The sequence below is a fragment of the Prevotella sp. HMSC073D09 genome, from assembly GCF_001814145.1.
In the GTDB taxonomy this organism is placed as follows: domain Bacteria; phylum Bacteroidota; class Bacteroidia; order Bacteroidales; family Bacteroidaceae; genus Prevotella; species Prevotella conceptionensis.
In genome coordinates, this window is record NZ_KV815122.1 from 70,279 (window position 1) to 82,636 (window position 12,358).

Genomic DNA, 12,358 nt, shown 5'->3' on the forward strand with positions numbered 1-12,358 from the left:
CCTCTCCAAGGGGAGAGGGGCGTAATATGCCTTGTTATGGCGTAGTTGGCTTTGTGGTAGCAAAACGTTTTGTTTCTTTCTCTCCTCGGGGCGGTATTGAGGTGATGCTGTATTGATACTCTTTTTTAAGTTAAACGGGGTATTAATGTTTTACAAAACGCACCTCTGTCGACACACCATTCTAGAAGAAAAAGGGGGCATAAAGCTAGCAAATAGCCACTATTTCCCACTTTGCGTACCCTTGTTTTTGTCCTTTTTTAAGTCAGCCGACTGCATTTAGCACCATTTTACCTTTCTAGTTTGTTGTTATCTCATTGTTTTTTCAAGTCCCAAAAGCGGCTTTTTGTATATAAAACTACCTCAAAAAACACTATTTTGCTCCTATTTTGCACACGTTTTCACCCCCAAATAGAGGTTTTAAGTGGCCTGATGTGATGAATTTTTATCCAAGATGCCTTGTGATTATGGGCAAAAAACCTTGCGTTTAGTACCAAAATGCGATGTGTTTTGCACCAAAACGCAGTGCAATTAGCACCAAAACGCAGTGCATTTTGCACCAAAACGCAGCCTATTTTGCACCAAAATGCAGTGTATTTTGCACCAAAACGTAGGATGTTTCGATGCTAATGGCCTTGCAGCCCCTTTAAACTGTAATTTTATTCGTTGTTATGCAGGTTTGTTATGAATGTGCGCTAGTTTCTTTTTGCACTAAAACAAACTCGTGCGAGAATTGAATTTTTGCGGTCGGGTGGGCGGTTGGTGAGCAAAATGGGCAGTCTTTGTGTTAATTTCTTCGCTGAAAAACGGACAGATTGTAATCAATGAAAACGTACTGCAACTGGCCTCACACCACCCTACAACCAGCCTCACGCCATACGGCACGCATCACCCTACAACTGGCCTCACCCCCAACCCCTCTCCAAGGGGAGAGGGGATAGTATGCTTTTACAACGAATACTGTTAGGCGCACACCCACAGCATTCGGCCTCACCTTCATTCCACGCCAAGAGGGAAGGGGGAGTAATAAGCCTTGTTTTATTGCAATGCACATTGTGCTTGCAAGGCATACCACTCCCCTCTCCCCTTGGAGAGGGGCTGGGGGGGGGCTGGTTGTGTGTTGTTCTTTTTGTTTTTTTTTATTTCCTTCTGCCTTTACCTCTCTCTTCCGAATATGCGGAGCAGGTACAGGAAGAGGTTGATGAAGTCGAGATAAAGTGTTAGCGAACCCATCAACGCCATCTTTTGTGCGTTCTCGTCGGCATCTTCGGCCCGCATCAGCATCTCTTTAATCTTCTGCGAGTCGTAGGCGGTAAGGCCAACAAACACAAGCACGCCGATGTAGCTCACGATAAGGTCGAACATTCCGCTCTTGAAAAAGAGGAGGTTCGCTATCGATGCGATGATAATTCCAACGAGAGCCATCAGCAGTATCTTGCCCAAACCCGACAAGTCGGCCTTGGTGAAGTAGCCAAACAAGGCCATTGTGCCGAAAGTTCCTGCGGTGATGAAGAACGTCTTGGTGATGACACTGGCCGAATAGGCGAGGAAAATTACCGAGAGCGTTGCCCCGTTGAGGGCCGAGTAGAGGATGAAAAGCAGCGTTGCCGTTGTGAGCGAGAGCCTGTTGATGAAACGGCTGATGCCGAAAACCAACGCCAGCTCGGCAATGATGAGCACCATGAACACGGCACGTCTTTCGAACATCTGGCTGATCAGCACCTCAGAGTGGGCCACGCCATAGGCCGTAACGCCGGTGATGATGAGGGCAAGCGTCATCCAAACGTACACTTTACGCATCAATGCGGGGAAGGCAAGCGATAAGGCACCCTCTTTTTCCCTTATTAGTCTGTCGAAATCTTGTTGTTCCATAACTTTGTTTGTTTGTTAATTGTTTTGAATAGGCAAAGATAAGACGTTTTCTTCAATAAACACTTGCGTGTTCAAAGAATTTAACAAATATGAAGAAGTTTCTCTTAAACAACGTGATAAACAGACCAACAAAGCCTGCTATATGGCATGCTTTGTATAGAAAACAAACAAATTGCAGGCATAAAGGCATAAAAAACATGGTTTTGCTTTATCATGTGATGCCTTTTTCGTATATTCGCAGGGTATAACAAGATGATAAATTGAGGAGATTTACCGAGTAGCTAAGGAGAACTTATGGGGAGTTTAATGAGATGATATGTTAAGGGGTTACGCCCAATGCCGCGCCACGACTGAGCTTTTGCAGGCTATTTCTTGTTGGCGCATGAGGCAATGAACTTGCAAGCGAACCTTTTTTCGGCAGCTCATGAACTCGTCGCCTCATAAACTCGTGAACACATGAACAAATCCATTATAACCAAAGGGCGGGCCTTGAACAGCGTATTGGCGTTGAGCGGCTTCGTACTTGTTTCGTTGTTGGTCATCGTATGGTTTCTGCCGCGCAACAATACGCCGCAGATGCGTTACGATGTGGGCAAGCCGTGGATGTATGGGTCGCTCATCGCCAAGTTCGACTTTCCCATTTATAAGAGCGACCAGGTGATACAACAAGAGCGCGACTCGCTGTTGGCACTGTTCCAACCCTACTACCATTACGACAGGAGCATGGAGAAACGGCAATTGGCCAAGCTGCAAGCCGATTTCCCAAAAGGAATACCAGGGATGCCCGTGGCGCAGATGCGCACACTTTACGACAGGCTGCACCGACTTTACCAGGCCGGTATCATCGGCACGCCGCAATACAACAGCATTGCCAAAGATTCGGGCAGCATGGTGCGCGTAATTATAGGTAAGCGTGTGCAAAGCATGCAGGTGGGCTGCATTTACAGCACCATGAAGGCCTACGAGCAGCTGCTCAACGATGATGTGTTGTCGGCATACCGCTCGGCTTTGCAGCAGGCCGACATCGTTGGTTACCTGCATGTGAACATGACTTACGATAAGGAACGCAGCACAACTGAACTGAACGACCTGTTGGCATCCGTGCCTTTGGCAAGCGGCATGGTGCTTTCGGGGCAAAAGATAATAGACCGGGGCGAGATTGTGAACGAACAAACCTACCGCGTGCTGGCCTCGATGGAGAAGGAAGTGGCGCGCCGCAACGTGTCGAAGGGCGAGATAAAGAACACCATCATCGGCCAATTCATTTATGTGCTGCTGCTGTTGGGGCTGTTTACGAGTTTCTTGGTGATGTTCCGCCCGCAGTATTTGCAGAAAGCGCGCTCGGTGGTGATGCTTTACGTGATGATAACGCTCTATCCCATTATGGTGTCGCTCTTTATGGAACACAGTTTGCTGAGCGTTTACATCATTCCGTTTGCCATCGGACCGATGTTTATCCGCGTGTTCATGGACTCGCGCACCGCTTTCACCACGCATGTGGTAACGATGCTCATCTGTGCTGTGGCGGTGAAGTACCAATTCGAGTTCCTCTTGCTGCAACTAATCGGTGGCTTGGTGGCCATTTATTCGTTGAGCGACTTGTCGGGTAGGGCACAGCTGTTCAAATGTGCGCTGTTCGTGACCCTGGCCAACTTCCTGGTGTTCTTTACGCTGCAACTGATGCAGACAGGCGACATCGCCAACTTTGAGACGAGCATGTATAGCCACTTCGTGGCCAACGGTGTGCTGCTGTTGCTGGCCTATCCGCTGATGTATGTTATCGAACGCACCTTCGGTTTCACTTCTAGTGTGACGCTTTTCGAACTCTCCAACACCAACAAAGGCTTGCTCAGGAAGATGAGCGAGGTGGCTCCAGGCACGTTCCAGCATTCCATCACCGTGGCCAACCTTGCTGCCGAGATAGCCAACCGCATTGGGGCAGACAGCTTGCTGGTGCGTACCGGCGCGCTTTATCACGACATTGGGAAAATGAAGGCACCCGCGTTTTTCACCGAAAACCAAGTGGGCGTTAACCCACACAAGGGCCTGCCCTATAAAGAAAGCGCAAGGATCATCATCAGTCACGTTACCGAGGGGGTGAAAATGGCCGAAAAAGCCAACCTGCCCACGTTTATTCGCGAGTTTATCCTCACCCATCACGGTACGGGGATGGCTAAATACTTTTATATTAATTATAAGAACGAACATCCCGACGAGGAGGTGGACGTTCGCGACTTCTCTTACCCAGGGCCCGACCCCTTTACACGCGAACAGGCGATACTGATGATGGCCGACACGGTGGAGGCCGCCTCGCGGTCGCTGCCCGAATACACGGAAGAAAGCATTAAGGGGCTGATAGACCGCTTGGTAGACGCACAATTGGAAGAGGGGCACTTTAAGGAATGCCCGATAACATTCAGGGATATAGCCGTGGCAAAGGCTGTTTTGCTGGAGCGTCTCAAAAGCATTTATCACACACGAATATCGTATCCGGAGCTTAAACGGGGCTGACCAACTGCCGATAAGGCACTCCATGCCCGCGTTGCCGATTGCAGGCGCGTGCGTTGTTTCTCCTTGTCTTAATGCTGAAAGATGGGGCGATGTCGGGTTGGCCGATTGCAGAAACGTACATGTAGGACTGCACAAATGGCTGATAACGTGCAATAAAACAATACTTTTGGTAATATTTTTCGTAATAATAACATTAAGATTGGTTAAATTTTAGTGATACGTGGTGATAATTCGAACAATTTCACTAACTTTGTAACCAACAATATTAACAACTGTTTAATATGCGCTCATTCAAAAAGGCCAGTTCGGCCGCTGTTTTGGCAATGTGTTGCCAGTCGTTGTTCGCAGGCGGACTGCTTACGAATACCAATCAGAACATTGCCTTTAACCGAAACTTCGCACGCGATGGCGTGATTGCCATCGACGGAGTTTACAGCAACCCTGCTGGTGTTGCCTTCCTAGAAAAGGGGTGGCACCTGTCTTTCAACTTCCAAAATGCCTATCAAACCCGTACCATTCGAAGTGGAATGTCGGTTGAGGCAGCCAAGTCTACCCCTTTCTATCATCCCCTTTCGTTGAACGCGGGCGATGCCGAAGGCACGAAGAAGTATGTTGGAAAAGCTTCTGTGCCCATCTTGCCGTCGTTTCAAGGAGCATACGTCGGCGATAAGTGGAGCTTCCAGGTGGGCATCGGACTTATAGGTGGCGGCGGTAAGGCCACATTCGATGAGGGGCTGGGTTCGTTCGAACGGCAAGTAGCCCTCATACCCGCAGCGTTGGCACAAGCGGGACTAACGTCTCCCACGCCGGCCTATTCGCTTGCCAGCAACATCAAGGGCCAACAATACATCTTTGGCGTACAGATGGGTGCCACATACAAGTTTAACGACCAGCTTTCTGCATACGTAGGCATGCGCGTGAACTATGTATATAATAAGTACACGGGAAGTATAACCGACATAACGGCCAACATTGCCGGCGCGAACGAAAACCTCTACGCCTACTTCGGCAACAAGGCCACCCAGCTTAACGCACAGGCTGCCGCGCTGAAGGCACAAGCCGAGGCCACAACCGATGCCGCATTGAAGGCCAAACTGCTTGCAGGTGCAGCCAAAGCAGAGGGCGGTGCCAGGCTGATGAGTGAGAAACAAGGCCAAGTAAAGGACAAATACTTGGAGTGTACCCAGAGAGGGTGGGGCGTAACGCCGATAATCGGCTTAGACTTCAAGACCGGACGATGGAACTTCGGCACGCGTTTGGAGCTGAATACGCACCTCAACATCGAGAACGATACGAAGGTTGACGACACGGGACTGTTCCAACACGGCGTGAATACGCCCAGCGACTTGCCCGGTTTGTGGACCATCGGCACGCAATACGCCATCCTTCCCAACCTCCGCGCAATGGCATCGTACCATCTCTACTTCGACAAGAGTGCGAAAATGGCCAATGACAAGCAAAAGCTTTTGGGCGGAAACACCCAAGAATTTTTGGCCGGAATGGAATGGGACGTAACGCCCGACATCACGGTTAGCGCAGGCGGACAGCGTACGAAATACGATTTGGGCAACGGCGCGTACCTCTCGGACATGAGTTTCGTAACCAGCAGCTATTCTATTGGTTTCGGAGCACAAGTGCGATTGGCCAAGAACATGAAGCTCAACGTGGCCTATTTCTGGACCAACTACGAGAACTTCGACAAGACCTACAAGCAAACGGTGGTGACAAACGCCAACCCATTGGCCACCGTTACGCTCGACAATACCGATCGATTTACCCGTACCAACAAAGTGTTGGGTGTGGGGCTTGACGTCGAATTCTAGGAAAAAATACTTTATCTAACTCTCTAATTCTCTGCCCATATCTTCATCCGCGAGGACAAAACGGTATGGGCCTTTTTTATGTCCGTACGCCAACGCCAACTTCAACACCACCACATGGTAAGGCACTGGTAAGCCATTGGGTTTGCTGTTCGGTGTTACCTTGGGCGCGTACGCATCGTTCAAAGCATTTGCCTGTTAGCTAAAATCCCCATGCATCATGCTCGTTCAAAGTATGCTAGCCCAATGAGTAGAATTTCTCCTTATTGCAACAAAGCTCCGATAAAGACCATTAAATAACTGATTTACATCAATAAAAAGCCTACTTTTGTAATAAATGCAACTATATAACCGAAAAAAGAACTAATTTTGCAGCACGTATTCGCAATCGCCAATAATGTATAACGATAACCCAGGGCCATGCAAATAACCCTTGCGGCCTGTCGTTTCTATCGATCATTGTAACTAATTATTTTTGATGCTAACTAGAATAAATCGTTTTATTGCGCCAACAACAAACACAGATTTTATTCACCTCCCTTCGGCTTAGCCTGGCGGGGAAAGGGCATTATGCGTTACCTGGCACGGGGAAACCCCACGTGCGCCAATCTAAAAAGCAAACAATACTAATTATAAACAAAAATGAAGAGAGAACAACAAAACAAGTTACCTTACATGTCGCCGCAGTGCGATATGGTTAAAATCGAGAACATCGACTTCCTATGTGTTTCAGTAAGAACCGACGTCCGTAACAACACGTCGCCCTCGGGTTACGAAAATCGGGGCGAACACAATGTGGGCACCATACGGGTTGGCCGTAAAAACGCACCAGCCAGAGGCATGATGTTTTTTGAAGACGATGTTGAATACTAATTGAGAGAGAACCACGAGTATGAAGAATACGACGCTAAATGGCGTAGTTTGTGCTATTGCTTTCGCCGCTTTGACAGCCTGTGCCAACGAACCTTCTGCCGATAACGGTAACAACGTAATTAACCCTAAGCAAAATACATTAAGAAATTTGGTGTTCAATGCAGAGTTTGACGACTATTCCAATCATGGAGATGGTCCACAAAAAATGTTTGCAGGCACAAGTTCCGTGCAAAGCGATACGATAAACCTTAGCAATGGCATGCGGGCCATCGCCACATTAACGCCCGACAGGTTCTCGGGAGCAGCATCAAAGATGACGCGCACTTTGCCTAACGATACCTATACAATGGAAGCCTATAATGGTTATACCCACGAGTTTCAGGGAAAACTAACGGGGAGAGTGGAGAATGGCAAGTTTATTTCCTTGGATGGTAAGGAAGATATTATTCTTGAACACGACTATTATCATTTTCTGCTCTACAATAGCAAGTTGTATAGGCAGGATGGGGTGTTGATGATTAATCGCGCCAATGCTGATGATGCTTTCGTTGGTTATGTGAGTGAGATTATAAAGCATGAGCCCAGGCGGCAGGTAGTGCTTTTCCCCATGAAACGTAAGGGGGTTAGGCTGAAGATGAAAATAACAGGGACGGAGGCTTTTGGCCCCATGACGGCAACCTTGTCTAACGCCAATAGTGAAGGCTTGCCTGCCAGTTTGAAGTACGAATTGAGGAACAACAACTGGTCGACGGCCACGAAGAGTGCCTTCTCACAGCCCATTACTTTTGGCCGAAGTGTACAAAAGGCGGGCAACAACACGCACTTTGCCTTGGCAAATGAATTTACGTACCTGCTATTTACCACTAATGCAGCCGACTTGAAGATGAAGTTCAACAGCGGAACAATCTATGGCGAAGACATCACTGGCGCAGAATTGCAATTTAAGAATCTTGTGTTCGATGTTAATGGCAGCTATGTGCTTGCCATAGAGCTTACGAAATGACAGGCGATTAACAGCATTAAACCGATATGAGCTCCCTCGCTAAGGCAGTGAGAAGTATAAAAGGCTTTACGCAAACAACATTAAACGAGACTTGCCCAATGGGCGGGTCTCGTTTTTTAGTGAAATACCAAACCGTTATGTTAAATACTGCACAAGGCGGCGTTAAACGTGCGGTAAATTTGTTAAAATGTTGAAAACCCCTTTAAAGTAGAACATGAAATGACGGAAACAGAGCGTTTTTACATATTTTTGCAGGGCATTTAACAACATGAATTAAGACAATGGAAGAATCAATAAGAACAATCGGGCAACGCCTTAAAGGCTTGCGCGAAGTGCTGAACATACCCGCAGAGGAGATTGCCGACTTGTGTGGCATATCCTTGGAGCATTATCTGAAGATGGAAGACGGCACGGCCGACCCTTCGGTTTATCGCTTGGCGAAAATCTCGAAACGCTACGGCATCGACCTCGACGTGCTGCTTTTCGGCGAGGAACCCCGTATGAGCGCCTATTATCTTACGCGCAAGGGCAACGGATTGAGCGTGGAACGCGGCAACGACTATAAGTATCAAAGTCTGGGCAGCGGCTTTCGCGGGCGCAAAATGGAGCCTTTCCTCGCACAGGTAGACCCACTTCCCGAGGGTAAGTCGTACCGCAAGAACAGCCACAACGGACAGGAGTTCGACTATATCGTTGAAGGGACGATGGAATTGACCCTTGGCGAGAAGGTGATGGTGCTCAAAGAAGGCGACAGCGTTTACTTCGACGCCACCAAACCGCATCGCATGCAAGCCCTTGGGGGTAAGCCTGTGAAGTTTTTATGTGTTATAATATAGGAGAAAAACACCCATGGTAGAAAGATTTTTGAAGCAGACAACTTTCTCTTCGACAGAGGATTACAACAAGAACTTACAGTTCATCATTCCGGATAACTTTAATTTTGCCTACGATGTGATGGATGCTTGGGCGGCCGAATCACCAGAAAAAACGGCGCTCATTTGGGTGAGCGAGGAGGGAGGCGAACGCTTTTTCACCTTTTCCGATTTGAAAAGGGAGAGCGACCGTGCTGCATCTTACTTCCAAGCGTTGGGCATTGGCCGCGGCGACATGGTGATGCTCATCCTTAAACGCAAGTACGAATGGTGGATTGCCATGCTTGCCTTGTGCAAAATTGGCGCTGTGGCCATCCCTGCCACCCACATGCTCACCACGCACGACATTGTTTATCGCAACAACAGCGCCAGTGTTAAGGCCATTGTTTGTGTGGGCGAAGATTATGTCCTTACGCAGGTGAGGGGTGCCATGCCCGAAAGCCCTTCGGTAAAGACGCTCGTCAGCATTGGCCCCGACGTGCCCGAGGGTTTCCATTGTTGGCAAACGGGCGTGGAGAAGGCCGCTCCCTTTGTGCGCCCCAGTAAGGTTAACGACAACGACGACATCATGTTGATGTACTTCACCAGCGGTACGAGCGGCGAACCCAAGATGGTTGCCCACGATTTTCTTTATCCTTTGGGTCACATCCCTACGGGCGTGTTTTGGCACAACCTGGGTCCGGAGAGCATTCACCTTACGGTTGCCGACACGGGTTGGGGCAAAGCCGTGTGGGGAAAGCTGTATGGCCAGTGGATTGCAGGCGCAGCCGTGTTCGTGTTCGACCACGAGAAGTTTGCGGCCGACAAGATATTGCGCATGATAGAGAAGTACCACATCACCTCGTTTTGCGCTCCGCCCACGGTTTACCGTTTCCTCATACACGAGGATTTCAACGACTACGACCTCAGTTCGCTTACCTATTGCACCACGGCAGGCGAGGCATTGAATGCCGCCGTTTATCGAAAGTTCTACGAACGCACGGGTGTTAAGCTGATGGAAGGCTTCGGGCAAACCGAGACTTGCATGACCCTGGGCACGATGCCGTGGATGGAACCCAAGCCTGGCTCGATGGGTAAGCCCAATGCGCAATACGATATAGACCTTGTTCGCCCAGATGGCACTTCGTGCGAAGATGGAGAGAAGGGGCAAATCGTGGTTCGCATAGGCGACAAACGCCCCTTGGGACTCTTTAAAGAGTATTATCGCGACCCAGAGCTAACGCATCAGGCCAACCACGACGGCGTGTATTACACGGGCGACATTGCATGGCGCGACGAAGATGGTTACTATTGGTTTGTAGGTCGTGCAGACGATGTGATAAAGAGCAGCGGCTATCGCATCGGTCCGTTTGAAGTGGAAAGTGCCTTGATGACTCACCCCGCCGTAGTTGAATGTGCCATCACGGGCGTTCCCGACGAAATCCGCGGTATGGTGGTTAAAGCCACGGTGGTATTGCACTCGAAGTGGAAAAGTCGTGCGGGCGATGAGTTGAAGAAGGAACTGCAAGAGCACGTTAAGCGCGAAACGGCGCCTTACAAATATCCGCGTATCGTGGAATTTGTTGACGAGCTGCCCAAAACCATCAGTGGAAAAATTAGGCGCGTGGAGATTAGGCAGAGGGATAACGCCAAGTAAACTTGGTTGCTGCCTGCGCCTTAATGCAGGTGCAGTAGCTATTGTGCCTAAGTTGTACGATTACATTTGTATGAATGCGCACTTTGCGTTTGCACATACACATTATATATATAAGGAGAACGCGAGCTTGGGATGATACCAAACTCGCGTTCTCCTTATTATGTACTTGCCGCAATGGGGGTATGCTACACGTGTGCTGAACAAAAGAGTCGTCGCTTTAATGCCATGTCGTTGTTGGTAGAGCTACAAACAGGGTTTGGGCAAGATACGCCCTTGTTGCTTGATATGGCGATGCACCAATGGGCAAAGGGCTTACAGCTTGTTGCGGTCCAGTATGGTGATGCGCTTGCCTTCTACGCGTATCGCCCCCGCTTCTGCCAGTTCGGACATGGTTCTGAGCAGCGAGAACTTTTGTATGCCGAAACTTTCTGCAATCTCTTGCCGCGACTTGTCGAGCTGAATTACGTTGGAACCCTGTTTGCCCGATGCCTCTTTGAGGAAATAAGCAATCTTTTCGCGCACGGTGAAAAGGCTTAGCACGCGCATCTTCTTGGTAAGGAACACGTCGATGTTAGACAAGATGGCAATGAAGTTGCGTCGCAACACGGCATCGGTGTCGATTAGTTCCACAAAGTCGGCTTTCTCCATGCGCAGCACGGTGGTTTCTGTTTCCGTTTCTACGCTTACGGGCATCAGGTTGTCTTTCGAAAAGATGAAGGCAGGCGCAATTAAGTTGCCTGCCACAAGGCGACTCACTTCTACCGACTTGCCCGAAAGGCTCACCATCCTTGCAACCATCTCGCCTTGCACCATGATGTCGACATGGCGGTAAGGCATTCCGGCAAGGATGTAGATGTCTTTCTTGTCGAATGTAACAATCTTATGCTTGGTGCTTGCCACGATTTGTTCGAGGCCCTGCTCGCTTATGCCCTTGAACAATGGGCAATGAGTCAGCGCATTTAATAATTTCTTCTCCATCGGTTACAAATTTAGCCATTATTTTTGTAACGGCAATGCTATTCGGTAACAAATGTTATCTGGTTAAAGCTTGGTATGGATTTTGTTTGAAGAAGGGATGAGGGGAGGAGTAAGTGAAAAGTGGTAAGTAGGAGGTAGTAAGTAGTAAGTGGTAAGCCTAGGTTGTCTAGTAAAACGAGTTAATCTAGTAGGCCTAGAACATCTAGTGGACCTAGTAAACCTAGTAAACAAGAAGCTTAATAAGCCATAGGTCTGCATACTTACCAGCTCACCAACCCATAAACTTACCACCCCCATAAGCTTACCAGCTCACCAACATATAAAATCAACAACATATAAACTCATACAGATATGGATAAGAAAATAGAAAAGGCCACGGTGATTGTAGCCAACGAAGTGATTAATTATGCCGAAGGAGGCATCGTAAGTAAGGAATTTGTGCACGCCAATGCCGGCAGCTTAACGCTTTTTGCGTTCGATGAAGGCCAAGGGTTGAGCGAACACTCTGCTCCTTTCGATGCAACCGTGCAGGTGTTGGACGGCGAGGCCGAAGTAAAGATTGACGGCGTGCCGCACGTTGTTAAGGCAGGCGAAATGATTATCATGCCCGCTAACCATCCTCATGCCTTGTTCGCCCACAAGCGTTTCAAGATGTTGCTCACGATGATTAGGGGATAGGCCAGCAAAACGCGCGCCCCCATTGGTGCACTTAACCAGTTGCATGGCGCGCTTTACCCATCTTGTTGCGACACTAATTGCTCCTTTTCGTTCCTCGAAAAGTGCGTTTTCTCGCCAT

At 48.7% G+C, this 12,358-nt stretch carries 10 protein-coding genes; 7 read left to right on the plus strand and 3 right to left on the minus strand.

Annotated features, from left to right (window positions below):
- Positions 1 to 1,152: 1,152 nt before the first annotated feature.
- A complete protein-coding gene (locus HMPREF2955_RS11425; RefSeq protein WP_070723600.1) occupies positions 1,153 to 1,869 on the minus strand; it encodes a Bax inhibitor-1/YccA family protein in 717 nt (238 codons plus the stop codon).
- A 456-nt stretch (positions 1,870 to 2,325) separates the two neighbouring features.
- On the opposite strand from HMPREF2955_RS11425, the gene HMPREF2955_RS11430 reads away from it, so the two are divergent.
- Positions 2,326 to 4,380, plus strand: a complete 2,055-nt coding sequence (locus tag HMPREF2955_RS11430; RefSeq protein WP_009231255.1) for an HD family phosphohydrolase — start codon at positions 2,326 to 2,328, stop codon at positions 4,378 to 4,380.
- Here the strand turns inward: HMPREF2955_RS11430 and HMPREF2955_RS17075 are convergent.
- Entirely contained in the window at positions 4,367 to 4,501 is a 135-nt protein-coding gene (locus HMPREF2955_RS17075; RefSeq protein ID WP_256374702.1) for a hypothetical protein, read from the minus strand. The genes HMPREF2955_RS11430 and HMPREF2955_RS17075 overlap by 14 nt on opposite strands.
- 160 nt (positions 4,502 to 4,661) lie before the next feature.
- On the opposite strand from HMPREF2955_RS17075, the gene HMPREF2955_RS11435 reads away from it, so the two are divergent.
- From HMPREF2955_RS11435 to HMPREF2955_RS11455, 5 genes are all read left to right on the plus strand, one after another.
- Positions 4,662 to 6,203 carry a hypothetical protein gene (locus tag HMPREF2955_RS11435; RefSeq protein ID WP_070723601.1) on the plus strand — a complete coding sequence of 514 codons (1,542 nt, stop codon included), beginning with the start codon at positions 4,662 to 4,664 and terminating at the stop codon, positions 6,201 to 6,203.
- A gap of 639 nt (positions 6,204 to 6,842) precedes the next feature.
- Positions 6,843 to 7,073 (plus strand): hypothetical protein, encoded by a 231-nt coding sequence (locus tag HMPREF2955_RS11440; protein WP_009231253.1) that lies wholly within the window; start codon positions 6,843 to 6,845, stop codon positions 7,071 to 7,073.
- 19 nt (positions 7,074 to 7,092) lie between these two features.
- Positions 7,093 to 8,076 (plus strand): hypothetical protein, encoded by a 984-nt coding sequence (locus HMPREF2955_RS11445; RefSeq protein WP_070723602.1) that lies wholly within the window; start codon positions 7,093 to 7,095, stop codon positions 8,074 to 8,076.
- 281 nt (positions 8,077 to 8,357) lie between these two features.
- On the plus strand, positions 8,358 to 8,912 hold the full coding sequence (locus HMPREF2955_RS11450) for a helix-turn-helix domain-containing protein (protein ID WP_009231251.1): 555 nt from the start codon (positions 8,358 to 8,360) through the stop codon (positions 8,910 to 8,912).
- A gap of 13 nt (positions 8,913 to 8,925) precedes the next feature.
- Entirely contained in the window at positions 8,926 to 10,584 is a 1,659-nt protein-coding gene (locus HMPREF2955_RS11455) for an AMP-binding protein (RefSeq protein ID WP_070723603.1), read from the plus strand.
- Between the two features lie 312 nt (positions 10,585 to 10,896).
- On the opposite strand, the gene HMPREF2955_RS11460 is transcribed toward HMPREF2955_RS11455, so the two are convergent.
- Complete coding sequence (locus tag HMPREF2955_RS11460; protein WP_019188730.1) at positions 10,897 to 11,562, minus strand: Crp/Fnr family transcriptional regulator; 666 nt, start codon at positions 11,560 to 11,562, stop codon at positions 10,897 to 10,899.
- Between the two features lie 351 nt (positions 11,563 to 11,913).
- On the opposite strand from HMPREF2955_RS11460, the gene HMPREF2955_RS11465 reads away from it, so the two are divergent.
- Positions 11,914 to 12,240: a cupin domain-containing protein gene (locus HMPREF2955_RS11465; RefSeq protein ID WP_009231247.1), complete on the plus strand. Its 327-nt coding sequence runs from the start codon at positions 11,914 to 11,916 to the stop codon at positions 12,238 to 12,240.
- Positions 12,241 to 12,358 lie beyond the last annotated feature (118 nt).